The sequence below is a fragment of the Tabrizicola sp. genome (assembly GCF_034366665.1).
GTDB lineage: Bacteria > Pseudomonadota > Alphaproteobacteria > Rhodobacterales > Rhodobacteraceae > Tabrizicola.
Genome location: NZ_JAXMMF010000099.1, coordinates 1 through 24,195, shown reverse-complemented (window position 1 = coordinate 24,195; position 24,195 = coordinate 1). Strand labels below are relative to the sequence as shown.

24 protein-coding genes are annotated in these 24,195 nt (G+C 66.7%); 18 read left to right on the top strand and 6 right to left on the bottom strand.

Features of this window, described 5'->3' with window-relative positions:
- Positions 1–55: 55 nt before the first annotated feature.
- The 7 genes from U1E69_RS13490 (at position 56) to U1E69_RS13460 (ending at position 7,628) form a co-directional block, all read left to right on the top strand.
- On the top strand, positions 56–1,036 hold the full coding sequence (locus U1E69_RS13490; RefSeq protein ID WP_322244891.1) for a radical SAM protein: 981 nt from the start codon (positions 56–58) through the stop codon (positions 1,034–1,036).
- 101 nt (positions 1,037–1,137) lie between these two features.
- Positions 1,138–2,226 (top strand): LacI family DNA-binding transcriptional regulator, encoded by a 1,089-nt coding sequence (locus U1E69_RS13485; RefSeq protein WP_322244890.1) that lies wholly within the window; start codon positions 1,138–1,140, stop codon positions 2,224–2,226.
- A complete protein-coding gene (locus U1E69_RS13480; RefSeq protein WP_322244889.1) occupies positions 2,223–3,473 on the top strand; it encodes a sugar ABC transporter substrate-binding protein in 1,251 nt (416 codons plus the stop codon). Before U1E69_RS13485 ends, U1E69_RS13480 begins: the two co-directional genes overlap by 4 nt.
- A 100-nt stretch (positions 3,474–3,573) precedes the next feature.
- Positions 3,574–4,647, top strand: coding sequence for a sugar ABC transporter permease (locus U1E69_RS13475; protein WP_322244888.1), 1,074 nt, complete (start codon positions 3,574–3,576; stop codon positions 4,645–4,647).
- Positions 4,647–5,525, top strand: coding sequence for a carbohydrate ABC transporter permease (locus U1E69_RS13470; RefSeq protein WP_322244887.1), 879 nt, complete (start codon positions 4,647–4,649; stop codon positions 5,523–5,525). The genes U1E69_RS13475 and U1E69_RS13470 overlap by 1 nt, the downstream gene beginning before the upstream one ends.
- A 12-nt stretch (positions 5,526–5,537) precedes the next feature.
- Positions 5,538–6,533: a levansucrase gene (locus U1E69_RS13465; RefSeq protein ID WP_322244886.1), complete on the top strand. Its 996-nt coding sequence runs from the start codon at positions 5,538–5,540 to the stop codon at positions 6,531–6,533.
- Positions 6,534–6,536: 3 nt separating this feature from the next.
- Positions 6,537–7,628 (top strand): sn-glycerol-3-phosphate ABC transporter ATP-binding protein UgpC, encoded by a 1,092-nt coding sequence (locus U1E69_RS13460; RefSeq protein ID WP_322244885.1) that lies wholly within the window; start codon positions 6,537–6,539, stop codon positions 7,626–7,628.
- Between the two features lie 63 nt (positions 7,629–7,691).
- Here U1E69_RS13460 and U1E69_RS13455 read toward each other — a convergent pair whose 3' ends face one another.
- From U1E69_RS13455 to cobU, 4 genes are all read right to left on the bottom strand, one after another.
- Entirely contained in the window at positions 7,692–9,209 is a 1,518-nt protein-coding gene (locus U1E69_RS13455; protein WP_322244884.1) for a YifB family Mg chelatase-like AAA ATPase, read from the bottom strand.
- 231 nt (positions 9,210–9,440) lie between these two features.
- Positions 9,441–10,313, bottom strand: a complete 873-nt coding sequence (locus U1E69_RS13450) for a glutathione S-transferase (RefSeq protein ID WP_322244883.1) — start codon at positions 10,311–10,313, stop codon at positions 9,441–9,443.
- A 73-nt stretch (positions 10,314–10,386) separates the two neighbouring features.
- The gene (locus tag U1E69_RS13445; protein ID WP_322244882.1) at positions 10,387–10,950 is read right to left on the bottom strand and encodes a histidine phosphatase family protein; all 564 of its coding nucleotides are present in this window, start codon (positions 10,948–10,950) and stop codon (positions 10,387–10,389) included.
- Between the two features lie 64 nt (positions 10,951–11,014).
- Positions 11,015–11,545 (bottom strand): bifunctional adenosylcobinamide kinase/adenosylcobinamide-phosphate guanylyltransferase, encoded by a 531-nt coding sequence (gene cobU, locus U1E69_RS13440; protein ID WP_322244881.1) that lies wholly within the window; start codon positions 11,543–11,545, stop codon positions 11,015–11,017.
- A gap of 66 nt (positions 11,546–11,611) precedes the next feature.
- Here cobU and U1E69_RS13435 point away from each other — a divergent pair, with 66 nt between their 5' ends.
- The 7 genes from U1E69_RS13435 to U1E69_RS13405 all read left to right on the top strand — a co-directional run bounded on the left by U1E69_RS13435 (position 11,612) and on the right by U1E69_RS13405 (position 17,095).
- Positions 11,612–12,490, top strand: a complete 879-nt coding sequence (locus tag U1E69_RS13435) for an RNA polymerase factor sigma-32 (RefSeq protein ID WP_322244880.1) — start codon at positions 11,612–11,614, stop codon at positions 12,488–12,490.
- Positions 12,491–12,564: 74 nt separating this feature from the next.
- Positions 12,565–13,263 (top strand): gamma-glutamylcyclotransferase, encoded by a 699-nt coding sequence (locus tag U1E69_RS13430; protein WP_322244879.1) that lies wholly within the window; start codon positions 12,565–12,567, stop codon positions 13,261–13,263.
- A gap of 54 nt (positions 13,264–13,317) precedes the next feature.
- The gene (coaBC, locus tag U1E69_RS13425) at positions 13,318–14,511 is read left to right on the top strand and encodes a bifunctional phosphopantothenoylcysteine decarboxylase/phosphopantothenate--cysteine ligase CoaBC (protein WP_322244878.1); all 1,194 of its coding nucleotides are present in this window, start codon (positions 13,318–13,320) and stop codon (positions 14,509–14,511) included.
- Positions 14,512–14,560: 49 nt separating this feature from the next.
- Positions 14,561–15,031: a dUTP diphosphatase gene (dut, locus tag U1E69_RS13420; protein WP_322244877.1), complete on the top strand. Its 471-nt coding sequence runs from the start codon at positions 14,561–14,563 to the stop codon at positions 15,029–15,031.
- The gene (locus tag U1E69_RS13415) at positions 15,028–16,062 is read left to right on the top strand and encodes a molybdopterin-synthase adenylyltransferase MoeB (protein WP_322244876.1); all 1,035 of its coding nucleotides are present in this window, start codon (positions 15,028–15,030) and stop codon (positions 16,060–16,062) included. The genes dut and U1E69_RS13415 overlap by 4 nt, the downstream gene beginning before the upstream one ends.
- 478 nt (positions 16,063–16,540) lie before the next feature.
- Positions 16,541–16,828, top strand: a complete 288-nt coding sequence (locus U1E69_RS13410) for a hypothetical protein (protein WP_322244875.1) — start codon at positions 16,541–16,543, stop codon at positions 16,826–16,828.
- A 102-nt stretch (positions 16,829–16,930) separates the two neighbouring features.
- Positions 16,931–17,095 carry a hypothetical protein gene (locus tag U1E69_RS13405; protein ID WP_322244874.1) on the top strand — a complete coding sequence of 55 codons (165 nt, stop codon included), beginning with the start codon at positions 16,931–16,933 and terminating at the stop codon, positions 17,093–17,095.
- A 70-nt stretch (positions 17,096–17,165) separates the two neighbouring features.
- Here U1E69_RS13405 and U1E69_RS13400 read toward each other — a convergent pair whose 3' ends face one another.
- On the bottom strand, positions 17,166–18,539 hold the full coding sequence (locus U1E69_RS13400; protein ID WP_322244873.1) for an amidase family protein: 1,374 nt from the start codon (positions 18,537–18,539) through the stop codon (positions 17,166–17,168).
- Between the two features lie 282 nt (positions 18,540–18,821).
- On the opposite strand from U1E69_RS13400, the gene U1E69_RS13395 reads away from it, so the two are divergent.
- The 4 genes from U1E69_RS13395 to U1E69_RS13380 all read left to right on the top strand — a co-directional run bounded on the left by U1E69_RS13395 (position 18,822) and on the right by U1E69_RS13380 (position 23,095).
- A complete protein-coding gene (locus U1E69_RS13395) occupies positions 18,822–19,607 on the top strand; it encodes a transporter substrate-binding domain-containing protein (RefSeq protein ID WP_322244872.1) in 786 nt (261 codons plus the stop codon).
- Positions 19,608–19,641: 34 nt separating this feature from the next.
- Positions 19,642–20,436 carry an amino acid ABC transporter permease gene (locus U1E69_RS13390; protein WP_322244871.1) on the top strand — a complete coding sequence of 265 codons (795 nt, stop codon included), beginning with the start codon at positions 19,642–19,644 and terminating at the stop codon, positions 20,434–20,436.
- Between the two features lie 173 nt (positions 20,437–20,609).
- Complete coding sequence (locus tag U1E69_RS13385) at positions 20,610–22,619, top strand: M3 family metallopeptidase (RefSeq protein WP_322244870.1); 2,010 nt, start codon at positions 20,610–20,612, stop codon at positions 22,617–22,619.
- An 8-nt stretch (positions 22,620–22,627) separates the two neighbouring features.
- A complete protein-coding gene (locus tag U1E69_RS13380; RefSeq protein ID WP_322244869.1) occupies positions 22,628–23,095 on the top strand; it encodes an MgtC/SapB family protein in 468 nt (155 codons plus the stop codon).
- Here U1E69_RS13380 and U1E69_RS13375 read toward each other — a convergent pair.
- Positions 23,092–24,051: a GlxA family transcriptional regulator gene (locus U1E69_RS13375; protein WP_322244868.1), complete on the bottom strand. Its 960-nt coding sequence runs from the start codon at positions 24,049–24,051 to the stop codon at positions 23,092–23,094. The two genes, U1E69_RS13380 and U1E69_RS13375, sit on opposite strands and share 4 nt — an antisense overlap.
- Positions 24,052–24,195: the final 144 nt, after the last annotated feature.

Genomic DNA, 24,195 nt, shown 5'->3' with positions numbered 1-24,195 from the left:
CTGTGCGCAGGACGAGTCAAATGCTCGTGGCATGCTCCACTAATCTATTGATTTCATGTCTGATCCTCTGCACCCTTTCGATCTGATCGAACACGCCAATGCCGACCATTCGCGCGTCGTTCTGGTGGACTGGACGCTGGGCAATGCTTGCAGCTATGCCTGCAGCTATTGCCCCAAGGCGCTGCACGACGGATCGGTCGCCTGGCAGCGGGTCGAGGATGTGGTTGCCTTTTACGACCAGCTGCGCGCGCATTACATGGACTTTCGTGGCAAGCGGGTCTGGCTGCAGTTCACCGGGGGCGAGCCGACGATGCATCCCCAGATCATCCGGCTTCTTGAGGCGGCCTCGGCCCAGGGGTTTTCGGTCAGCCTGATCTCGAACGGCTCACGCACTCTGCGCTTTTGGGAGAAGATCGCCCCCCACCTGGACAGCGTGATCCTGACCTATCACAACGAATTCGCCGAGCTTGACCATTTCCGCGCGGTGGGGCGGCTTCTGGCTGACCGGATGGCGGTCCATGTCAACATCACGATGCGGCCTGACCACTTTGACCGGACCTATGACGAAGCCCAGGCCCTGCGTGCGGCGATGCCAGCCGTGTCGATCACGTTGAAGCCGCTGCGGGTGGGGTTTGGCGATACGCTCTTTGACTACACGGCGGATCAGCTTGCCGTCATGCAGGGCGGGCTGGCCCAGACCTCGGCGCAGCAGGGGATCATGCCGCGCGGCCTGATGACCGTGCAGGGGGCCGACGGCAGGCGGGCCAATCGCCGCGCCAACGAGTTTGTCCTGCAAGGCCAGAACCGCTGGCGCGGCTATCTCTGCAACGCGGGGCTGGAGTCGCTGCGGGTGCGGGACAATGGCACCATCACCCGGGCCGTCTGCGCGGTCGGCGGTGACATCGGTCGGCTTGGCGGCCCCATCGCCCTGCCGCAGGGACCGGTCCTGTGCGCGGCCGAAGTCTGTTCATGCACCGCTGACATCCTGATCACCAAGAGCCGCCCCCGGACCGACCCGCTACCCGCCTGGCCCTGACAGGAAAAGGTGGGCCTTGACAGAATCTGGTCGTCTATGACATCGATGTCATGACACCGATGTCACTCGCTCGGTGAGGTCGCAAGCTTCGGGGAGGGGGCATGTCGACAATCTATGATGTTGCGCGCCGTGCCGGGGTTTCGCCGAAGACGGTCAGCCGGGTGCTGAACTCGGACGGTCCCGTGGGCGAAAAGACGCGTGAGGCGGTAGAAGCCGCCATGCGCGAGCTGGGCTATGTCCGGTCCAACGCCGCAAGGATGATGCGGGCGCAGAAGTCCGGGATCATCGGGCTGATCACCGGCGCGATTTCCACCAAGAACCAGCCTTCGACCCAGCAGGGCCTGCCCGACCTTTACATCGTGCAGGGTATTCAGCGCGCGCTGGAATCCTCCGGCATGACGGTGATGATCGCCGACACCGCGGGCCGCAACGAGCGCGTGCCGCATCTGATCGACACCTTCCTGTCGCACCGCGTCGAAGGGCTGATCTACGTCGCCGAATACCATCAGGAAGTGAACCTGCCGCAGCTGCCCGACGACACGCCGCTGGTGCTTGCCAACTGTTTCGACGCGCGCGGGACGCCTGCGGTTGTCCCGGACGACCGGCGGCTGCAGTGCGACCTTGTGCGCCGGCTGATCGGCGCGGGGCATCGGCGCATCGCCTATCTGTCGCTGCGCCCGGACATGGTGGCGGGCCGCCTGCGCCCGCAAGGCTACCGCGAGGCGCTGGAGGAGGCGGGGCTGGCGTTCGATCCTGCCCTTCTGGCGAATGTGGATTTCGACCAGCCGGAGACCGGACCGCAGCTCTTGTGGGACACCATCGACCGGATGCTGCGCTTGCCCCAGCCGCCGACGGTCCTGTGCTGCGGCAACGATCAGATGGCGATGATGGTCTACGGCATCCTGCGGTCGATGGGTCGCAAGATGCCGGACGAGATCGGCGTGGCGGGTTTCGACAACTACCGCGCCATCGCCGAGACCTTGTATCCCCCGCTGACGACGGTGGACCTGCCCTACAACGCCCTCGGCGTCCGGGCGGGAGAGCGTCTGATTCACCTGATTTCCGGCGAAAGCCGGAATGACCACAGTCCGGTCCTGGTGGCCGGGCCAGTCCACTGGCGTGCCTCGGTCACCGAGCTGCGCCCCGAGAACGTCGTGTCTTTCAAAACCCTGAGGGAGGAAATCAAATGAAGATGTTCACAGTCGCGGCTTCGGCCGCGATCCTGAGCTGGGCCTCGGTCGCCCAGGCGCAGGAAACGCTGACCATGTGGTATCATGGCGCGGGCAACGAAGTCGAACTCAAGCTGATCAACGAAGTCATCGCAGACTTCAACGGTGCTCAAGCCGACTGGAAAGTGGAACTGCAAAGCTTCCCGCAGGCGGCCTACAACGATTCCGTCGTCGCGGGCGCGCTGGCGGGCAACCTGCCGGACATCCTGGACGTGGACGGCCCGGTCATGCCGAACTGGGCTTGGGCTGGCTACATGCAGCCGCTGAAGATCGACGAATCGAAGATCGCCAACTTCCTGCCCGGCACCAAGGGCGTCTGGAACGGCCAGCTTTATTCGATCGGCCTCTGGGATGCCGCCGTGGCACTCGTGACCCGCCAGTCCACGCTGGACGAGCTGGGTCTGCGCACGCCGACGGTCGATGCGCCCTGGACCAAGGACGAATTCATGGATGCCCTGGCCAAGGCCAAGGCCGCGGGCAAGTGGGAATACGCGCTTGACCTTGGCATGGCCTGGACTGGCGAATGGTACCCCTACGCCTTCTCGCCCTTCCTGCAGTCCTTCGGCGGCGACATCGTTGACCGGACGACCTACAAGACCGCCGAAGGTGCGCTGAACGGCGAAGCGGCGCTTGCGTTCGGCGAATGGTGGCAGAGCCTCTTCACCGAAGGCTATGCCCAGGCGACGCAGGATCCGGCTGACCGCGATGGCGGTTTCGCGGCGGGCAAGTACGCCTTCTCGTGGAACGGCAACTGGGCGGCCCTTGGCGCGCTTGGCGCGTTCGAGGACACCGTCTTCCTGCCCGCGCCCGACTTTGGCAACGGCCCGAAGATCGGCGGCGCAAGCTGGCAGTTCGGCGTCTCGGCCACCTCGAAGCACCCGGAAGGCGCTGCGGCCTTCATCGAGTTCGCGCTGCAGGACAAGTACCTGGCCGCCTTCTCGAACGGTATCGGCCTGATCCCGGCGACGGCTTCGGCGGCTGAAATGGTCGACAACTACAAGGCCGGTGGCCCGCTGTCGGTCTTTGTCGACTACTCGGCCAAGACCGCGCTGGTCCGTCCGGTGACGCCGGGCTACGTGGTCCAGGCAAAGGTCTTCGAAAAGGCCCTGGCCGATATCGCCAACGGGGCTGACGTGGCCGCAACGCTGGACGCTGCGACGGACGAGATCAACGCCGACATCGAAAAGAACGGCGGCTACGGCCACTAAGGCCTTCGGTCCCGGAGCGATCCGGGACCGGGTTCTCCCCAGAACCTCGGCTGGCGGTGTCGCCGCCAGCCACCTTTCCCCTTCACGCATCGAGGCGATCATGGCGTCGAAGTTCACCGTGTCCAACCGGACGGGCTGGCTGATGGCGGGACCTGCGGTCCTTCTGATCGCCGGGTTCGTGATCCTGCCCTTCTTCCTGGCCTTTGCCTTTTCCTTCACCAACCAGCGCCTGATCTCGCCCAACCCGACCGAGTTCGTGGGCCTGTCGAACTATCGCCAGCTTCTGGGCGTGACGATGGTCACGCTGGAGCCGGTGCGCGACGACAGCGGTGCCATCGTGATGAAGGACGGCGCGCCGGAATACCCCTCGCTGCGGGCACTGACCCGCAACAACCCCGACCGCCCCGAGCTTGCCGGGATGCGCGAATGGTTCAGCTTCTCCTTGGGCGGTGAGGATCGGACCTACGTCCTTGCCCGCGACGTGGTCTTCATGAAGGCCGTGGTCAACACCTTCATCTTCGTCCTGATCGTCGCCCCGGTGCAGGCCGCCCTTGCCCTCGGCCTGGCGCTTCTGATCAACCAGCGCCTGCGCGGCATCAACGTCTTCCGGGCGATCTACTTCATGCCGGTCGTGGTCTCGATCGTCGTCGTCTCGCTGCTCTGGCGGCTGATCTACGACGGCCAGTCGGGCCTTCTGAACAACCTTCTTGGCTCCATCAGCTTTGGCCTGATCCCGCCGATAGACTGGCTGGGCAACCCTTCCACCGCCCTGGGGTCGATCATCGCCATGTCGATCTGGCAGGCCGTGGGCTTCCACATGGTGATCTGGCTGTCGGGCCTGCAAACCATCTCGCCCACCCTCTACGAGGCCGCCGCCATCGAGGGCGCGTCCAAATGGCAGGTCTTCCGCTACATCACCTGGCCGGGCCTGCGGAACACCGCCGTCCTGATCCTGATCGTCATCACCATGCAGGCGTTCGGCCTGTTCGCCCAGATCGACGTCATGACCAACGGAGGCCCCTTGGACAGCACCCAGACCATCGTCTTCCAGGCCATCGAGCGCGGGTATGGCAAGCAGGACATCTCGGGCGGCTCGGCGATCTCGGTGATCCTGTTCGTGATCGTGCTGTCGATTTCCCTGATCCAACGCTGGCTGACGCGGGAGAAAACCTGATGGCCATGATAGCTGCCGACAACCGCGGCCTTCGGCTGGTGACGCGCTACGCTGTCCTGGTCCTGATCGCGATCATCTTCGTCTTCCCGCTGGTCTTCATGCTGATGTCCAGCCTGAAACCCGACCAGCAACTCTTGCAGGACTCCGGCAACCTCCGCGCCTTCCTGCCGGTGGGCGACATCAGCCTGCAGAACTACACCGACGCCTTCCAGCGCGCGCCGGTCGCCACGTTCGTCTTCAACTCCGTACTCGTGACCGGGGTCACGGTGGCGCTGTCGCTTCTGATCTGCTCGGCCGCGGGGTTCGCCTTCGTCTTCGTGAACTGGAAGGGCCGCAACACGCTTTTGGCCCTTCTCCTCGCCACGCTGATCCTGCCGTTCGAGACCATCGCCATCCCGCTTCTCATGATGGTCGCGCACCTGCCTTGGGTCGGATTCGACGGCGTGTCTTGGGGCTGGCTGAACAGCTACCGCGTCCAGATTATCCCCTTCATCGCCGACGGCCTGACGGTCTTCCTGTTCGTCCAGTACTTCAAGGACCTGCCCGGCGAACTGATCGAGGCCGCAAGGGTCGAGGGCGCCTCGTGGTGGCAGATCTACCGCAAGATCGTCATGCCGCTCTCCGGCCCGATCTTCGCCACGGCGGCGATCCTCAAGTTCCTCGTCATGTACAACCAGTATCTCTGGCCGCTGATGGTCACGCAAGAGGAAGGCTACCGCCCGGTCATGGTCGGGTTGCAATACTTCTTCCAGCTCAACGTCGCCTGGGGCGAGGTCATGGCCTACCTGAGCATGATCACCGTTCCCGTCCTCGCCTTCTACCTTTACCTGCAGAAAGCCTTCATCGCGTCGATCGCCTCGACCGGCGTGAAGGGCTAACGGAGTCCGAATATGTCCTTCAAACACAAAGATCTCTGGTTCTGGGACAGCTGGTATGTCCAGGATGGCGACATCTGGCACGGCTATTTCCTGCAAGCGCCGAAGTCGTTGATCGATCCCGACGCCCGCCACCTGAACGCAACCCAGCGCCATGCGGTGTCGCGTGACCTGACGAACTGGACCGACATGGGCACCACGTTCGAGCCCCAGCGCAATGGCGCGGCCTGGGACGACAGCACGACCTGGACCGGATCGGTGGTCAAGGGCGACGACGGCCTGTGGCACCTGTTCTACACCGGCACGCAGAAGTCCGAACAGTCGCTCTATCAGCGCATTGGCCATGCGACGTCCAAGGACCTGCACAACTGGACCCGCGTCGGCGACGGGCTGGCGTTGGACCTGACCGGGCCCAACGCCGACTGCTATGAAAAGGACCATGCCATTGGCCACTGGCACGACCGGGCCATGCGCGACCCCTGGGTGACGCGCGACCCGGACGGCAGCGGCTGGCTGATGTATTTCACCGCCCGCGTCCCCGGCGTGCCGGAACCGAACGCCGGCGGGGCCGTCGGCTTTGCCACCTCCCCGGACCTTGTCACCTGGACCTTGCAGCCCCCGGTCTTCCACGGCGGCTTCGGCCAGCTTGAGGTGCCGCAGGTCTTCCAGGTCGGCGCGCATTGGTATTGCCTCTTCTGCACCGGCTCATACCATTGGTCCGACCAGTACCGCCGCGACAACCCCGAGACGCCCGTCACCGGCACCCACTACCTGATCGCCGACCACCCCCGCGGCCCCTGGCGCATCGCGCCCGGTCCCTTCCTTGACGGGGCCGAGCCCTGCCGCCGTTACGCCGCCCGCATCGTCGATGGTCCGCAGGGCCTGGTGATCCTGGGCTTTGCCGACAGCGGCAAGGCGACCTTCGGCGGCTATGTCATGGACCCCGAGCCGGTCAGCATCGGCCCGGACGGCCTTCTTCACGTTGAAACCCTCGCACAGGCGGCGGAGTAGCACATGGCCCGGATTTCCCTGAAGAACCTGAAGAAAAGCTACGGCCAGACCCATGTGATCAAGGGGGTCGACATCGAGATCGACGATGGCGAGTTCTGCGTCTTCGTCGGCCCCTCGGGCTGCGGGAAATCCACCCTTCTGCGGATGATCGCGGGGCTGGAGGACATCTCCTCGGGCGAATTGCAGATCGGCGACAAGGTGGTGAACGACCTTCCCCCCGCGCAGCGCGGCGTGGCGATGGTGTTCCAGTCCTACGCGATCTTCCCGCACATGACGGTGCGCGAGAACGTGGCCTTCGGGCTGACGATCTCGGGCGCGTCCAAGGAGGAAAAGGACGCCAAGGTCGCCGAGGCTGCCCGCATCCTGCAGATGGAGCATCTTCTGGACCGCCGCCCGTCGCAGCTGTCCGGCGGACAGCGCCAGCGCGTCGCCATCGGTCGCGCCATCGTCCGCAAACCGCAGGTGTTCCTGTTCGACGAGCCCCTGTCGAACCTGGACGCAGCCCTGCGCATGGACATGCGGATGGAGATCGGCAAGCTGCACAACCAGCTGGGCGCCACGATGATCTATGTCACCCACGACCAGGTCGAAGCGATGACCCTGGCCGACAAGATCGTGGTCCTGAAGGATGGAATGGTCATGCAGATCGGTGCGCCGATGGACCTTTACCACGACCCGGCGAACCTGTTCGTCGCGGGCTTCCTGGGCGCGCCGTCGATGAACTTCCTGAAGGTCAAGGTGCTGGGCGTGAACGGCGGCAAGGTGCTGGTGTCGAACGGTGCGCTGGACCCGGTCGAAGTTTCGGGCAAGCGAGCGCTGTTCAAGGTCGGCGACGAGGCGATCCTGGGCCTGCGCCCGCAGTATCTGGGGGTTGCTCAGGGGGCAGGGCGCTTGCACGGCGCGGTCGCGCTGACCGAACGGCTTGGGGCCGAGACGGTGGTCGAAATCGCGCTCAAGGACGGCAACCCGCTGATCGCGGCCCTGTCACATGATGCGGTGTTCGAGATCGGGGCGCAGATGAACCTGGATTTCGACCCGGACAAGGCGCATCTTTTCCCGAACGAGCCGGGCGCGGGAAGTGTCAACAAACACTGATCGGCCGCAAGCACGGCGCTGAATTATCTGGATCGGGCTGGACCTGCCCCCCGTGGACGGGCCCTAGATCCCCCCGATCGCCGAGGCCAGCCGGAAGCTGATCGCCTCGGCGATGTGGGGCTTTCTGACCGTTGGGCTTGCCTCCAGGTCGGCGATGGTCCGCGCCACCCGCAACACCCGGTGGTAGCCCCGCGCCGACAGCCCCATCCGTTCGGCAACCCGCCCGATCAGTTCTTTTCCCTCGGCATCGGGTGCGGCGTGCTCCTCCAGCGCGCCGCCTTCGAGATCGGCGTTGACCCGCAACTCAGGGGCGTCGGCAAACCGGGCGGCCTGCCGGTCCCGCGCGGCGGCAACGCGCGCCGCGATGGTGGCCGAGCTTTCGCCTGATGCGGGCAGATCAAGGTCGGCGAAGGCCACCGGCGGCACCTCGACCCGCAGGTCGAACCGGTCCATCAGCGGCCCGGAGATGCGGCCCAGATAATCCTCGCCACAGATCGGCGCGCGGCCACAGGCGCGGGAGGGGTCCGACAGGTAGCCGCATTTGCAGGGGTTCGCAGCGGCGATCAGCAGGAAGCGGCACGGATAGCGGATATGCGCGTTGGCCCGGGCAACCATGACCGTTCCTGTCTCGATCGGCTGGCGCAGCGTGTCCAGGACCGCCCGCGGGAATTCGGGAAACTCGTCCAGGAAGAGGACACCGTTGTGGGCCAGACTGATCTCGCCCGGCTTCGCACCCTTGCCACCGCCGACGATGGCCGCCATCGACGCGGTGTGGTGGGGTTCCCGGAACGGCCGGTCGCGAGAGATGCCCCCTTCCGACAGAAGTCCCGCAAGCGAATGGATCATCGAGGTCTCCAGCGCCTCGGGTGCCGTCAGGGGTGGCAGGATGCCCGGCAGACGGGCGGCAAGCATCGACTTGCCCGAGCCGGGGGTGCCGACAAGAAACAGGTGATGCCGGCCCGCTGCGGCGATTTCCAGGGCCCGCTTGGCACGTTCCTGGCCCTTCACCTCGCGGAAGTCGCGCAGGTTGCGGCTGCCGGTCACCTCGCCCGCTTCGGCGGGCAGGATCGGCGCGCGGCCCGTGTAGTGGTGCAGCACTTCCTCGAGCGAGGCGGCGGCGAGGACCTGGGTCGCGCCGACCCAGGCCGCTTCGGCCCCGCAGGCCTTGGGGCAAAGGAGCGCGCGATCCTCGACGGCGGCGGCCATCGCGGCAGGCAGGGCGCCAGCGACGGGAACGATGCGGCCATCCAGCGACAGCTCGCCCAGCGCGACGGTGCCTTCGACATCCTCGCGCGGGATGATCTCCAGCGCGGCGAGGAGGGCGATGGCGATGGGCAGGTCGAAGTGCGAGCCTTCCTTGGGCAGGTCGGCAGGCGAGAGGTTGACGGTGATTCGTTTGGCGGGAAGCGCGATGGACAGGGCTTGCAGGGCGGCACGGACGCGTTCGCGGGCTTCCGAGACGGCCTTGTCGGGCAGGCCGACCAGAGTGAAGGCGGGAGAGCCGGGAGAGACGGCGCATTGCACCTCGACCAGACGGGCCTCGACACCCTCGAAGGCAACGGTGTAGGCGCGGGCGGTCATGCGGCGCGCCCCTCGGCTGGGGCGGTTCGTGAATCGAGCGCGTTCCGCGCAAGCCTTTTGTCTCGCCTCTGCGCGCGAAGGGCGCGCAACCGGCTCGGACATGCTCCGCAGGGGATATTTGGTGCCAGGTGAAAGGCATCAGGTTTCTTCGATAGGCCCTGATCTTTGTCGTGACGTCCGCGCATTCTGCCCTACCCGATTCACCTTGGTTAACGGGTAGGGCGGAATGGTTTACGAATGGTAAAGGGCCATGAACTTCGGCCAGGCTTCGGCGTCGGACATTGTCTTGTCGCGGCAGAAGGCGTTGCAAAAGCCGAAGCGGCGGCCGTAAAGCTGCAAGGCGTGGGTGACGGGCTGGCCGGAATAGGGGCAGGTCGCGTTCACGGTGTCGGCGCAGTCCACCGGCGTGGCAGGCAGCGGCACAGGGCCGGGCCAGTCGCGGCGCGGGTAGTCGCGGCGGTAGAAGTCTTGGTCCGCACCGTCCACTTGGCCCATTGCGCGCCAGCGCCGGAAGCTGGGATGGGCGAGGTGGGCATTGACGTAGAGCATGGCGTCGGCGTTCACCGGCAGGTTGTAGGTGGCGATCCGGGTGGCGACCGGGGCGAAGAACGCATCGGCGGCGGAATAGGCGCCACAGAGCCAGGGGGTGGCGGCGTTCGTCGTCTTGCGCGCCCAGGACCAGAGCGTCTCCAGCCGCCGCAGGTCGGCCAGCACTTCGGGGGGTGGCTGGCAGTCGGCATAACTGACGCGCAGGTTCATCGGGCAGTGGCTGCGCAGCGCAGTGAAGCCTGCGTGCATCTCGGCGGCAAGGACGCGGGCGGTGGCGCGGGCGTGGGGGTCCGTGGGCCAGATCCCGGCGTCGGGGTGGCGGCTGGCCAGTTCCTCGGCGATGGCGATGGTTTCGGGGACAATCGCGCCGTCGGGGGTGCGCATCGTGGGTGCGGTCTTCGCGGGGAAGAAGTCCTTGAGCACTGCCGCCAGTTCGTCGGTGTAAAGCCGGGCGGAGAGGGTGCGCACGGGGATGCCGAAGGCGTCGAACAGAAGCCAGCCCCGCAGGCTCCAGCTGGAATAGGCGCGATCGCCGATCACGAGATCATAGGTCATGAGGTTTGTCCTTTCGCGTGCAGTCAAGCGGGTCGCGGTCGGGAAGGGAAACGATGAATTGTGCGGGTGCCCATCACGGGCGGTGATTGACCCCGTGCACCTGGGGCGGATCAAGCGTCAGGCAGGTGACCGAGAGGTTGTCGATCTTGTGTCCAAAGGCCTGGGTCGCCGTCATGCCCCCCGCGCGCTGCAAGGCCGCCAGGATCGGGCCGAAATGCGCCACGACGATCAGGTCAGGGGCCTGGCCGTGCAGCCGGTCAAGCGCGGCCCAGGTGCGGCTGCCAAGGTCGTTCCAGCTTTCGCCGCCAGGCGGGCGGATGTCGCCCGGGGTTTCCCAGAAGGCCCGGATCAGGTCGGGGGTCTCGGCCTCGACCTCGGCAAAGCCCCGGTTTTCCCACTGACCGAAGTGGATTTCCCGCAGGTCGGGGTCGTGGGCCAGTCGCAGGCGCGGGCCAAGCGCGTCGGCGGTGGCAATCGCCCGCACGAGATCGGAGGAGATGACGGGGGCGCCGGCGGGAAGGTGCGCCCGAAGCCGTGCGAGGGCGGCCGTGTCGGAAAGATCGGCGGCGAGATCGGTCCAGCCGATCATCGCCTTCGCATGGGTGGGGCCGTGGCGGACAAGCCAGAAGCGCGTCATGGGGGTCTCGGTCAAAAAGGAAAGCAGGGGCGTAGGGTGGGCAGTATTGCCCACCTTCCCGGCCTCAGGGAAGCGTGCCCTTCAGCACCAGCGGCAGTCCCGCGATCACGGTGACGACCAGCCCGGACTGGGCTGCAAGGCGCTGATTGAGGCGGCCCTGTTCGTCCCTGAACCGCCGGGCCAGCGCATTCTCGGGAACAATGCCCCAGCCTGTCTCGTTGGAGACAATGACGACAGGCGCCTTGCACCCGGCCAGTGCGACCAGAAGACGCGCACCCTCGGCGTCGAGGTCGTGGTCGGCCAGAAGGTGGTTGGTCAGCCACAGCGTGGCGCAATCGACAAGGACGGCTTCTTCGGCCCGCGCCTGGGTCAGAGCGGCGGCAAGGTCAAGCGGGGCCTCGACCGTGGTCCAGACCGGGCCGCGCTGGGTGCGGTGGCGTGCGATGCGGTCGCGCATCTCGTCGTCCCAGGCCTCGGCAGTGGCGATGTAGCGGCGGGGGCGGCCGGTCGCCGTGATCAGACCCTCGGCGAAGGTGGATTTGCCCGACCGCGCGCCGCCGATGACAAGAGTGAGGGGTGGGAGTGATCCGGTCACGGGATTGCCTCGTAGAAGGGACAAGAACAGGCGGAAAAGCCGCGGCACGACAATCTGGAGGTGGTCATGGCACTGGACGGATATACCGATTACGGCGTGTCGCGCAAAGCGATGAAGGCCGAACTTCTGGACGCTGAAACCGAGTTGCGTCTGGCCCGCGCCTGGCGCGATCATCGGGATGAGCGGGCCTTGCACCGGTTGATCACCGCCTACATGCGGCTGGCGATCAGCATGGCGTCGAAGTTCCGCCGCTATGGCGCTCCGATGAACGACCTGATTCAGGAAGCCAGCCTGGGTCTGATGAAGGCCGCCGACAAGTTCGATCCCGAACGCGGCGTGCGGTTTTCGACCTATGCGGTCTGGTGGATCAAGGCCTCGATCCAGGATTACGTGATGCGCAACTGGTCGATGGTGCGCACCGGGTCCACCTCCAGCCAGAAGGCGTTGTTCTTCAACCTGCGCCGGGTGCAGGCCAAGCTGGAGCGTGAGGCATCCCAGCGCGGCGAGACGCTGGATCAGCATCAGCTGCGCCAGATGGTCGCGGCCGAGGTCGGCGTGCCGGTCCATGACGTCGAGATGATGGAAGGCCGGCTTTCCGGCAGCGACTATTCGCTGAACGCCACCCAGTCCTCGGACGAGGATGGCCGGGAATGGATCGACGCGCTGGAAGATGACGGTGTGCAGGCCTCCGAGGCCGTGGAGGGTGCCCATGACGGCGCGCGGCTGCGCGACTGGCTGGTCAAGGCGATGCAGGGTCTGAACGCGCGGGAACGCTATATCGTGGCCGAGCGCAAGCTGAAGGAAGAAAGCCGGACGCTGGAAAGCCTGGGCGAAGAGCTTGGCCTGTCCAAGGAGCGCGTGCGTCAGCTGGAGGCCGCCGCCTTCGCCAAGATGCGCAAAAGCCTGGAAGGCCAGTCGCGCGAGGTGCGGCACTTCCTGGTCTAGCGGCACGTGTCGATCGCCCCGGCTTGACCAAGGTCCCGCATGGTGGAACCGTTCGGGCTTTCATGGGGGTGCCAATGCCCGTCACCAGACCGCGCCTGACGTCAGATCACGTTGCCCGCGTGCATCGCGCTGTCGTCGACGCCGGTCCCGCCCCGGGTGTCGAACAGCAGACGGACGACGATTATGCCGGTTGGGTCGCGCGGATCTTGCGAGACCATCCCGCCTTGGGCCGACCGATCCAGCTTTTCGCTTATGGCTCATTGATCTGGAAACCCGAGCTGGAGCATCGCGCCGAGCGTCCAGCCGTGGCGCGGGGCTGGCACCGGTCCTTCTGCCTGCGGACGCACCGCTTTCGGGGCACTCCGGACCGGCCCGGCTTGATGATGGCGCTGGACCGGGGTGGGCAATGCCGGGGCGTGATCTACGAACTGCCGCCCGAGGACCCCGCGACACAGCTGGACCGGCTGTTTCGGCGCGAGTTCACCGTCAAGCCGATCAACTCGATGCCGCGCTGGCTGACAGTGCAGACCCCGGACGGGCCGCTGCGGGCGCTGGGCTTCGTGATGAACCGCGCCTCGCCCTACTATGCCGGTGGCCTGCCCCCCGAGGACGTGGCCCGGACGCTGTCCCGGGCCTGCGGCCATTGGGGGACCGGGGCCGAGTATCTTCTGAACACGGTGACAGAGCTTGACGCACGTGGCATCCGCGACGCGGGCCTGTGGCGGTTGCAGGCGCTGGTGGCTGACGAGATCGGCCGGATGCCTGCACCTTGAGTTTGCCGGGGTCCACCCCTACACCTTGAGGCAGGCCGCAAGGGGGACCTGCCGATGTTGGCTGGCAAGCGCATACTTCTGATCATTGGCGGCGGGATCGCGGCCTACAAGTCGTTGGAGCTGATCCGGCTGATCCAGAAGGCGGGCGGCGCGGTCACGCCGGTGCTGACCCGGGCGGGGGCGGAATTCGTGACGCCGCTGTCCGTGGGCGCGCTGGCGCGGTCGACGGTGCATGAAGCGCTGTTCGACCTGACCTCGGAGGCCGAGATGGGACATATCGAGCTGTCGCGCTCGGCCGACCTTCTGGTGGTGGCCCCGGCGACGGCGGACCTTCTGGCGAAGATGGCGTCTGGGCGGGCGGATGATCTGGCCTCGACCCTGCTTCTTGCGACGGACAAGCGGGTGCTGGTGGCCCCGGCGATGAATGTGCGGATGTGGCAGCATCCTGCGACACAGCGGAACCTTGCGGTGCTGCGGTCGGACGGCGTGGGGATGGTCGGCCCGGACGAGGGCGAGATGGCCTGCGGCGAATACGGACCGGGGCGGATGGCCGAATCGGCGGTCATCGTTCAGGCCATTGGCGCGGCGCTGGGGGGCGGGCCTTTGGTGGGCAAGCATCTGGTCGTGACCTCGGGTCCGACGCATGAACCCATCGACCCGGTGCGCTATATCGCCAACCGGTCTTCGGGCGCGCAGGGGACGGCGCTGGGCGCTGCGCTTCGCGATCTGGGCGCGCGGGTGACCTTCGTGACCGGGCCGGCGGCAGTGCCTCCCCCTGTCGGGGTAGAGGTCGTGCGGGTCGAGACGGCGGCCGAGATGGCGGCGGCGGTCAAGGCGGCGCTGCCTGCCGATGCGGCGGTGATGGCGGCGGCGGTGGCGGACTGGCGGGTGGCCAATGCTGCCGGGCAGAAGCTGAAGAAGGACGGCTCGGGCAAGGCCCCGGCGCTGGAGTTTGCCGAGAACCCGGACATCCTGGCGACGGTCTCGAACGGGCCGACGCGGCCCCGGCTTGTCGTCGGCTTTGCCGCCGAGACGACGGATGTCGTCGCCCACGCAACGGCCAAGCGCGCGCGCAAGGGTTGCGACTGGATCGTGGCCAATGACGTGTCGCCAGAAACCGGGATCATGGGTGGCAGCGAGAACGCAGTGGTGCTGATCACCGGCGACGGGGCCGAGGTGTGGCCCCGCATGGGCAAGGACGAAGTCGCGCGGAAGCTGGCGGCGCGCATTGCCGAGGCGCTGCGCTGAGATAAGTGCCTCTGGCGGGGATATTTGGACCAGTATGAAAGGCGGGGCGATGGGGCCGGTTGTTGAGGTGCTGTGGGAGGATTGGGCCGACCGGAGCCTGCCCTTGCCGGCTTATCAGACGGCGGGGGCGGCGGGGGCGGACCTCTGCGCGAACTTCCCGGAAGCTCAGCGCGAGGCAGGGCTGACGCTGGCACCGATGGAGCGGGCGATCTGTCCGACCGGCATCCGTGTCGCGATCCCCGAGGGGTTCGAGATGCAGGTGCGGCCTCGATCCGGGCTGGCGTCCAAGCACGGGATCACGCTGCCGAATACTCCCGGCACCATTGACAGCGATTACCGGGGGCCGTTGGGGGTATCGCTGATCAACCTGGGGATTGCGCCTTACACCGTGCGGCATGGTGACCGCGTGGCGCAGGCGGTGGTGGCCCCTGTGGTGCAGGTGGGCTTTGCGGTTGTCGAGGCGCTGGACGAAACCGCGCGCGGCACGGGCGGGTTCGGGTCGACGGGCTTTGGGTCGTGATCGGTCTTCTGGGATTTATCGGCCTTTGGGCTTTGGGTCGATGGCGGGGCTGGGGCGCGCGCTGGCTGGTGCTGGCGGCGATCTGGTGGGTCTTCCTGATGGTCGTCCATCTGCCGAGCCAGATGGAGCACCCGTTCGCGCGCGTCGTGGGTGGCGATTTCCGGGGCTGGGCGGTGTTCGGGCTTCTGGCCGTGGTCGTGCTGGGTTACCGCGAGGTCCTGCGGGCCGTGCATCGGCGGAAGACCCCAGAGCCGGTGACCCCGCCGCCCACAGGGACCTTCCGCGAGGCGGAACTTGACCGCTATGCCCGCCACATCATCCTGCGCGAGATCGGCGGGCCGGGGCAGAAGCGGCTGAAAGGGGCGCGGGTGCTGGTCGTGGGGGCGGGGGGCTTGGGGTCTCCGGTGCTGCTTTATCTCGCGGCGGCGGGGGTCGGCGTGATCGGAGTGATCGACGATGACATGGTCGAGGGGTCGAACCTGCAGCGGCAGGTGATCCATACCGACGGGCGGATCGGGATGCCGAAGGTCTTTTCCGCCGAGGTGGCGATGCGCGCCCTGAACCCGTTCATCGAGGTGCGGCCCTATCATCGGCGGCTGACCGAGGAGATCGCGGGGGAACTGGTCGGGGAGTTCGACCTGGTGCTGGACGGGACCGACGATTTCGACACGCGCTATCTGGTCAACCGGGCCTGCGTGGCGGCGGGTGTGCCGCTGATTTCCGGGGCGATCACGCAGTGGGAGGGGCAGGTGTCGCTGTTCGATCCGGCGAAGGGGGGGCCCTGCTATGCCTGCGTGTTCCCGGTGAAGCCGGCCCCGGGATTGGTCCCGACCTGTGCCGAGGCGGGGGTGGCGGCGCCCTTGCCGGGGGTGATCGGGTCGATGATGGCGATGGAGGCGGTGAAATGGGTCACGGGGGCGGGGGAGACGCTGGCGGGGCGGCTGATGATCCACGATGCGCTTTATATGGAGACCCGGGTGATCGGGGTGAAGAAGCGGGCGGAGTGTGAGGTTTGCGGGGGGCGGCACTGAGGGGTGTCCACGGTGGACAACTTTGGAAGTGATTTGAGATCAAGGGGGTGGGATTTTCTGTTTACCTGGTCTTAAGGTTTGCGGCGGCAGCCCCCCACCCCCAGCCCCTCCCCACGGAGGGGGAGGGGAGGCGCTTTGCTTCAAACGGCGTCGCGGGTCGGGGCGGCAGTTGAATGGAGCGCTGACGCGCGTGCCTTTTGTCTCGCCTCTGGCCTGCGGCCAACCGGCTCGGAGGTGCCTCCGGCGGGGATATTTGGAGCCAGATGAAAGGTATGGGGTCCAGACAGTGCGCGACCGGGTGCGGCCGTTGACGCCAGGACTTCGAGCAGAGGACACTGATGCAGTCTTGCGTGAGAGGTCGACTTTGTAGAGGCGTATCCCGAACGTCGTGCGGTGGGCAGGCGGTCCGCTTTTGGTCGCGTGAATACTTTGACAGCTTACCTTTCCGTCCTTTGGCTGGCACCAGAAGCTGAGCCTGATGGTCGAGACGCCTGCGGGTGAGATCACCGTGTCCTCGGTCAGCGCGGTGCGTGTGCGGATGGGGCCGAACCTGTTCATGGACTCGCCGAGCATCGGGGTTGCGTTTGTAGGCGAGGCCGCTTTCGTCGAGGTCGCGCCGGGCCGCTATCTTTTTGCGCTGATCAGCAACGGGCCTGGGGTGGGCGAGCGATATCTTTCAGCCGGTTTCGGTCGAGCGGGGTTTCGTCAGCCGGATGGGCATGATCGAGCAGAGTGTAAGTGGTCCGCCGAAGGATATCCCGCGTGACCGTTGGCCGATGCTGGTCACGTTTGATGACATCTCCAGGCCCGAGACGGTGCGGGAGGTGGACCCGGAGGACCTTTCGGCGGTGTTTGGGCAGGGGTGCGGTTGCAGGCGGTGACGCTGGAGATGACTGAGGAAGAGGTGACGGTGGGGCGGGTTCTGGGCTGGATGCCGGAATATCCCGAGGCGGCAATCATTCCTAAGGTTGATCCGGTGGACTGGAGCCTTCCTGCCGTGCTTCGGCAAGGCGGCTTCGTGCGTCGACAGTGAGTTGGTTCGGCAGACTGGTGCGCTGTAGCGTACCCTGCGGCACCGGGGGAGAGACGGGGTGAAGCCCGACCTACGGGGTCACGGCGGGGATTTCGGGGGCGAGGAGGTCGGCCAGGTCGAGAAGGATGTCCTCGCGCCCCCGGTCGGCGAGGGCCTGGATGCCGAGGGGGTGGGTGGCGGTGCGCCCGGTGGTGACGGTCAGGCCGGGGAGGCCCATGAAGGGCGGGGCGATCTGGGGCATCTGGGCCTGGATGACGGACGCGAAGGCCTCGGGGCTGGAGGTGTCGTAGTGGTCGGGGAAGGGGAGGGCGCCGGAGACCGGGGTCAAAAGGACCGGCCAGTCGGCGAAGAAGCCGCGCCAGAGGCGGGCGAGGCGGGCGCGGGATTGGAGCGCACGCATGAAGCTTTCGAGGGTGGGCGGTGGCGCAAGTTTCTTGAGTTCGCGGTGGACGAAGCTGGCGTCGGGGTCGGCTTCGCGGGCGATGGCCTCGGTGCCGCCGAGGCCGAATTCGGAGAGCCAGAGGGTGAGTTGCAGTTCCATCGCCTCGCGGAAGGGGGGGAGGGGTGGGGTGCCGATCTCCCAGCCTTGGGATTCGAGGGTTTTCGCGGCTGCCGTCAGTGCGTCCTGGATTGCCGGGTCGGTTTTCAGGCCGTCTGGGGTCAGTGAGAGGGCCGCGCGTCGGGCATAGGGCTCTGGCGTGGCTGGCGTCCACCAGGGATCGCGCGGGTCGGGCTGCGAGAGGGCCTGGAGGCCAAGGCGCAGGTCGGCGGCAGAGCGGGCGAGGGGGCCGGAGACGGCCATCAGTTGCCCGCCGATCAGCCGGTCGCCTGCGGTGGCGTTGAAGGCCGGGACGCGGCCAAGTCCGGGGCGAAGGCCGTGGATGCCGCAGGCATAGGCGGGGTAGCGGATCGATCCGGCGATGTCAGTGCCGTGGGCGAGGGGGCCAAGGCCTGCAGCGACGGCCGAGGCGGCTCCGCCGGAAGAGCCTCCTGGCGTCAGGGCGGGGAAGGCGGGGTTCGTCGTCGCTCCGTGCAGGGAGTTGCGGGTGAACCAGCGCAGGCTGAAGGCGGGCGTGTTGGTACGGCCGACGATGATTGCCCCGGCGCGGCGCAGGTTGGCGACGGGCGGACTGTCTTCGGGGGCGATGAGGTCGGACTGGATGCGCAGGCCGTTGGTGGTGGCGAAGCCGGCCTGGTCGATGTTGACCTTGACGGTAACGGGGACCCCGGCGAGCGGTCCCGGGTCTTCGCCCCGAGCGAGTTTTGCATCGACGGCGCTGGCATCGGCGAGGGCCCGGCCATCCATGCGTTGGACGATGGCGTTGAGGCCGGGATTCAGCTGGTCGATCCGGGCCAGGGTGGCGCGGGTTGCCTCGACGGCAGAGAGCTTGCGCGAGCGGATGAGGCTGGCAAGGGCGGTGGCGGTCAGGGTGGCGGGATCCATCGGACGCTCCTTCTTCGGTGCAGGGTGAACCGGTTCGCGCGGGTTGGAAAGGGGGGAGGGTGGCGGATCGCCCACCCTACGCCGGCCAGGATGGGAGATGAAGTTTCAGGACTGGCGGGGGAGTAGGGTGGGCGATGCGCCCACCCTACCGGCTTGGGTGCGGGCCGCCCGACAGCGCGACATGCGCGCCCACATCCAAGGCTATCCCCGAGCCCCGCCTTGCATCGGCAAACCACCGTGGCATAGTCTTTGCCTGATCAATCAGCCCGGAGAGCCTGACCGATGAAACTGACCACCGCTGCCCTGCTTGGACTTGCTGCCATGACCCTGCCTGCCCTGGCGCAGGACCTGCCGGATCTCGGCGGCAAAGAGGTCGTCGTGGTCACCGAAAACGCCTATCCGCCGCTGCAGTTCCTGGACAAGGACGGCGCGGCCGTGGGCTGGGAATACGACGCGATGGCCGAGATCGCGAAGCGGCTGAACATCACCGTCAAATACGAGAACACCAGCTGGGACGCGATGATCCCCGCCGTGTCGGAAGGCCAGTATGACCTTGGCATGACCGGGATCACCATCAAGGACGAGCGCAAGGAGAAGGTCGATTTCTCCGAGCCCTACATGCGGTCGGAAATGCTGATGATCGTGCGCGGCGATGAGGAGCGCTTCACCGATGCGGCCTCGTTTGCGGCGATCCCCGAGTTGCTGGTCAGCGCCCAGCCCGGGACCTCGCCCTTCTATGCGGCGATCTACAACATCCTGGACGGCAACGAGGAAAACCCGCGCGTCATCAAGTTCGAGACCTTTGGGGCCGGGCTGGAGGCGCTGAAGGCGGGCGACGTGGACCTGACGCTGTCGGATTCGACGGCGGCGAACGGCTATGTGGCGGCCTCGAACGGAGGGCTGAAGATCATCGGCGAGCCGCTGGCGTCGGAGGACTTCGGGTTCATCTTCCCCAAGGGCTCGGATCTGGTGGCGCCGATGAACGCGGCGATTGCGTCGATGAAGGCGGACGGGACGCTGGACGGCCTGAACCAGAAGTGGTTCGTCGAGTACAAGATGGGCGAGTGAAAGGCGGCCCCCGGTTCAGGCCGGGGGCAACCACATGGCGCCGAACGCCGATCCCGACAAGGACTTTCCCTGGTGGCTGGTGATCCTGGTGATCGCCGGCCTTTGGCTGTTGTACAAGATGTTGGCCGACCCGTTCTACGCCGGGGCGTTGACCATCTTGTCCAAGGGGCTGGTGGTGACGCTTTCGGTGGCAGTGGTCGCCTATCTTGGGGCCTGTGCCATCGGCCTGGGGCTGGCGGTGATGGGGATGTCGCGCCACGTCGTCCTGCGGCAGGCGGCGCGGCTTTACATCGAGGTGATGCGGGGCGTCCCGATCATCGTGCTGCTGCTTTACGTCGCCTTCGCGCTGGTTCCGGGCGTGGTCGCCGGAGTGAACGCCCTGGCTGGCGACGATATCCTGCGAACGCGTGACGTGCCGTTGCTGTGGCGGGCGGTCTTTGCCCTGATGCTGGCCTATTCGGCCTTCCTTGCCGAGATTTTCCGGGCGGGCCTGCAAGCCGTGGACAAGGGCCAGATCGAAGCGGCGCAAGCTTTGGGGCTGAGCGGCTGGCAAAGGTTCCGCCATGTTCGATTTCCGCAAGCTTTTCGGCTGATCCTGCCGCCGTTGGGCAATGATTTTGTTGCAATGGTGAAAGACTCGAGCCTGGTGGCGGTGCTGGGAATCTCTGACGTCGCGCAATTGGCCAAGGTCACGGCGGCGGGGAACTTCCGGTACTTCGAGACCTACAACGTCGCGGCGTTCCTGTACCTGGCGATGACCATCGGGCTTTCGCTGATCCTGCGACGGTTCGAGGCGCGGATGCGGTCACGCGGGCAGGACGCGGACTGAGCGGAGCGCGTTCCGCGCAAGCCTTTTGTCTCGTCGTCGGGCTTCGCCTCCTCCTCGGTCGTTGGGGGCGCTTCGCCCCCCAAACCCCCAGAGGATATTTGGGCAAATGTGAAAGGGCATGGGTGGACCTTGGTCGAGGGCGCGCCTAGCTTTCACGCCAAAGGAGATTTGCGATGAATGTGCTTTTGCAGACTTGGGAAACGCCCTTTGGCCTGCCGCCCTTCGCGGCGATCCGGGACGAGGATTTCGGGCCGGCTTTCGACGAGGCGCTGGTGCGGGCGCGGGCGGCGATAATGGCGATTGCTGACGGGCCGGGGACTTCGTTCGCGGACGTGATCGAGGCGCTGGAGCTGGCGGAGGGTTACCTCGACCGGGTGGCGGGGGTGTTCTACAATCTGGCGGGGGCGGACAGCACCGAGGCGCGCGAGGCTTTGATGCGCGACCTTGCGCCGAAGATGTCGGCGTTTTCCAGCGAGGTCACCAACAACAAGGCGCTTTGGGCGAAGATCGAGGCGCTTTGGCAGGGGCGTGAGGCCCTTGGTCTGACGGCAGAGCAGGGGAGGGTGCTGGAGCTTTACCGGCAGATGTTCGTGCGCTCGGGTGCGGCGCTGGAGGGGGCCGAAGCAGAGCGGCTGACGGCCGTGAAGGCGCGGCTGGCGGTGCTGGGGACACAGTTCGGGCAGAACCTTCTGGCCGATGAGCGGTCGTGGTTCATGGCGCTTGCGCAGGCCGATCTGGCGGCGCTGCCGGGGTTCGTTCAGGACGCGGCACGGGCGGCGGGGACCGAGAAGGGCACCGGCCCGGTGGTGACGCTGAACCGGTCGTTGATCGTGCCGTTCCTGCAGTTCTCGCCGAACCGGGCGCTGCGCGAAAAGGCCTATGAGGCCTGGGTCGCGCGCGGGGCCAATGGGGGCGAGACGGACAACCGCGGAATTGCGGCCGAGATCCTGGCCTTGCGGCATGAACGGGCGCAGCTGCTGGGTTACCCGGATTTCGCGGCCTTCAAGCTTGAGCCGGAGATGGCGAAAACCCCCGATGCGGTGCGGGATCTGTTGATGCGGGTCTGGGCTCCGGCGCGGGGGAAGGCGCTGGAGGATGCGGCGGTGCTGGAGGCGATGCTGCGGGCGGACGGCTATCCGGGGCCGCTGGAGCCCTGGGATTGGCGCTATTACAGCGAAAAGCGCCGCCGCGCCGAGCATGACCTGGATGAGGCGGTCTTGAAGCCGTATCTCAGTCTCGACGCGATGCTGGGGGCGATGTTCGACTGTTCGACCCGGCTTTTCGGGCTGGAGTTCCGCGAGATCGAGGGTCCGTTCTATCACCCGGACGTGCGGGGGTGGGAGGTTACCCGCAAGGGCGCGCATGTGGCGGTGTTTCTGGGGGACTACTTTGCGCGCGGATCGAAACGGTCAGGCGCCTGGTGCAGTGCGATGCGGTCGCAGCGCAAGCTGGGGGGCGAGCAGCGGCCCATCGTGGTGAACGTCTGCAACTTCGCCAAGGGCGACCCGTGCCTGCTGAGCTATGACGATGCGCGGACGCTGTTCCATGAATTCGGCCATGCACTGCACCAGATGCTGTCCGATGTGACCTATGGGTTCATCAGCGGGACGTCCGTGGCGCGCGACTTCGTCGAGCTGCCGAGCCAGTTGTATGAACACTGGCTGGAAGTGCCTTCGGTGCTGGAGGCCCATGCGAAGCACCATGTGACCGGAGAACCGATGCCTGCGGACATGCTGAAACGGCTTCTGGACGCAGGCACCTATGATCAGGGCTTTGCCACAGTGGAGTTCGTGGCCTGCGCGATGGTCGACCTGGAGTTCCATAGTGGGGCGCCCTCGGCGGACCCGATGCAACGCCAGGCCGAGGTGCTGGAAAGTCTGGGGATGCCGCGCGCGATCCGGATGCGCCACGCAACCCCGCATTTTGCGCATGTCTTCAGCGGCGACGGCTATTCCAGCGGCTACTACAGCTACATGTGGTCCGAGGTGATGGACGCCGATGCCTTCGCGGCCTTCGAGGAGGCGGGAAATCCGTTTGACCCGGAAACCGCGGCCCGGCTAGAGCGTTACATCCTGAGTGCGGGCGGCTCCGAGGATGCCGAGGCGCTGTATCTGAAGTTCAGGGGGCGGATGCCGGGCGTCGAGGCACTGCTCAAGGGCCGCGGTCTTCTGGACGCGGCGTAGGGGATTGAATGGACCTGCTGCAGAGCTGGAATTCCGACACGGCGTTGGAGCATCTTATCGCGCTGGCGGTCGCCTATGTGCTGGCGCTGCCCATCGGCTGGAACCGCGAGCGCGAGGAACGCAGCGCAGGTCTGCGGACCTTTCCGCTGGTGGCGATGGCGGCCTGCGGCTTCGTGATGATCGCGATCGAGGTGATCGGGGCTGACTCGGAACAGCAGTCGCGGATCATGGAGGGGCTGATGACGGGCATCGGCTTCATCGGCGGCGGGGCGATCCTGAAGCAGGGCAACCAGGCCAAGGGCACGGCGACGGCGGCAAGTCTTTGGGCCACGGGCGCCATCGGGGCGGCGGTGGGCTATGGGCAATTGGACATCGCGGTGATCCTGAGCCTGGTCACGGTGCTGACGCTGGTCGTGATGACGCCGTTGCGCAAGGTGGTGCAGGACGGCTCGGGTTCGGACGAGGACAAGGTCTAGCGCCGCAGGCTGCCGGGCGGCTGGCCGAAGCGGGCGCGGAAGGCCCGGGACAGGGTCGAGGGGCTGGAGAAGCCGGTCCTCAGCGCCACCTCTGCCAAAGGATGCGGGGTGTCGGTCAGCATCCGGCGGGCGGCCTGCAGGCGCAGGTCAAGCGCATGGGCGGCGGGCGTTGTGCCAAGGGCGGCGCGGAACAGGGACTCCAGGCGACGGGGCGAAAGGCCGACGGCACGGGCGGTCCGTGACGCCGGTTCCGGCGCGTCGATCTGCGCCTCCATCCGCGCCAGCGCCGCAGCGACGCGGGGGTCAAGGGTGGGGTCCTGGCCCTGCGCGATCTGCGGCTCGGACCCTTTGCGGACGGTGGCAAGGAAGCTGGCCGCGACCTGGCGGGCCAGCGCCGCGCCGTGGCGGCTGCGGATCAGGTGCAGCATGAAGTCGGCGGCGGGAGCCGCGCCCGAGATCGTCACGCGGTTGCGGTCGATCACGAAGCGGTCGGGGACGACGTCGATCTCGGGGTGGCTTGAGGCGAGGTCCTCCAGGTCTTCCCAGTGCACGGTGGCGCGGTGGCCGTCCAGAAGGCCCGCGCGGGCGAGGACCCAGGGGCCGGCGTCGATCCCGCCGACCAGCTGGAAGCGCGGGGCGATGCGGCGCAGGTCCCGGATCAGGGGGCGGGTGGCGACCTCGGCCAGGCGGTAGCCCGCGACGACGATCAGCGCTTCGGCCCCTGTGGCATGGGAAAGGGGGCCGGAGGAGGGCAGTTCGATCCCGCAGGTCAGGGGGACGGGGGCTCCGTCAGGGGAAACGACGCGCCAGCGGTAGGCCTCGTGCCCAAGCTGGCGGTTGGCGTTGCGCAAAGGGTCAAGCGCGGAAGCGACCTCCAGGATGGACGCCTGCGGCAGGACCAGAAGCGCCAAGGAGAGCGGCTGATCAGAGGGCTGGAAGATGGCATTTTCCGTCATCAAGATTTCGTAAAGCGCAAAGCGGCGGCGTGCAAGGCGGCTATGGTGGGTCCCAAGCCCCTGGGAGGATGCCATGCCGCTGAACATGAACAAGGAAGTCTTCATCACCTGCGCCGTCACCGGATCGGGTGGCACTCAGGACCG

Excerpts from the sequence above, each read along its gene's own strand:
- U1E69_RS13490 (WP_322244891.1), top strand. The coding sequence starts at position 56 with ATGTCTGATCCTCTGCACCCTTTCGATCTGATCGAACACGCCAATGCC.
- U1E69_RS13485 (WP_322244890.1), top strand. The coding sequence starts at position 1,138 with ATGTCGACAATCTATGATGTTGCGCGCCGTGCCGGGGTTTCGCCGAAG.
- U1E69_RS13480 (WP_322244889.1), top strand. The coding sequence starts at position 2,223 with ATGAAGATGTTCACAGTCGCGGCTTCGGCCGCGATCCTGAGCTGGGCC.
- U1E69_RS13475 (WP_322244888.1), top strand. The coding sequence starts at position 3,574 with ATGGCGTCGAAGTTCACCGTGTCCAACCGGACGGGCTGGCTGATGGCG.
- U1E69_RS13470 (WP_322244887.1), top strand. The coding sequence starts at position 4,647 with ATGGCCATGATAGCTGCCGACAACCGCGGCCTTCGGCTGGTGACGCGC.
- U1E69_RS13465 (WP_322244886.1), top strand. The coding sequence starts at position 5,538 with ATGTCCTTCAAACACAAAGATCTCTGGTTCTGGGACAGCTGGTATGTC.
- U1E69_RS13460 (WP_322244885.1), top strand. The coding sequence starts at position 6,537 with ATGGCCCGGATTTCCCTGAAGAACCTGAAGAAAAGCTACGGCCAGACC.
- U1E69_RS13455 (WP_322244884.1), bottom strand. The coding sequence starts at position 9,209 with ATGACCGCCCGCGCCTACACCGTTGCCTTCGAGGGTGTCGAGGCCCGT.
- U1E69_RS13450 (WP_322244883.1), bottom strand. The coding sequence starts at position 10,313 with ATGACCTATGATCTCGTGATCGGCGATCGCGCCTATTCCAGCTGGAGC.
- U1E69_RS13445 (WP_322244882.1), bottom strand. The coding sequence starts at position 10,950 with ATGACGCGCTTCTGGCTTGTCCGCCACGGCCCCACCCATGCGAAGGCG.
- U1E69_RS13435 (WP_322244880.1), top strand. The coding sequence starts at position 11,612 with ATGGCACTGGACGGATATACCGATTACGGCGTGTCGCGCAAAGCGATG.
- U1E69_RS13430 (WP_322244879.1), top strand. The coding sequence starts at position 12,565 with ATGCCCGTCACCAGACCGCGCCTGACGTCAGATCACGTTGCCCGCGTG.
- coaBC (WP_322244878.1), top strand. The coding sequence starts at position 13,318 with ATGTTGGCTGGCAAGCGCATACTTCTGATCATTGGCGGCGGGATCGCG.
- dut (WP_322244877.1), top strand. The coding sequence starts at position 14,561 with ATGGGGCCGGTTGTTGAGGTGCTGTGGGAGGATTGGGCCGACCGGAGC.
- U1E69_RS13410 (WP_322244875.1), top strand. The coding sequence starts at position 16,541 with ATGGTCGAGACGCCTGCGGGTGAGATCACCGTGTCCTCGGTCAGCGCG.
- U1E69_RS13400 (WP_322244873.1), bottom strand. The coding sequence starts at position 18,539 with ATGGATCCCGCCACCCTGACCGCCACCGCCCTTGCCAGCCTCATCCGC.
- U1E69_RS13395 (WP_322244872.1), top strand. The coding sequence starts at position 18,822 with ATGAAACTGACCACCGCTGCCCTGCTTGGACTTGCTGCCATGACCCTG.
- U1E69_RS13390 (WP_322244871.1), top strand. The coding sequence starts at position 19,642 with ATGGCGCCGAACGCCGATCCCGACAAGGACTTTCCCTGGTGGCTGGTG.
- U1E69_RS13385 (WP_322244870.1), top strand. The coding sequence starts at position 20,610 with ATGAATGTGCTTTTGCAGACTTGGGAAACGCCCTTTGGCCTGCCGCCC.
- U1E69_RS13380 (WP_322244869.1), top strand. The coding sequence starts at position 22,628 with ATGGACCTGCTGCAGAGCTGGAATTCCGACACGGCGTTGGAGCATCTT.
- U1E69_RS13375 (WP_322244868.1), bottom strand. The coding sequence starts at position 24,051 with ATGACGGAAAATGCCATCTTCCAGCCCTCTGATCAGCCGCTCTCCTTG.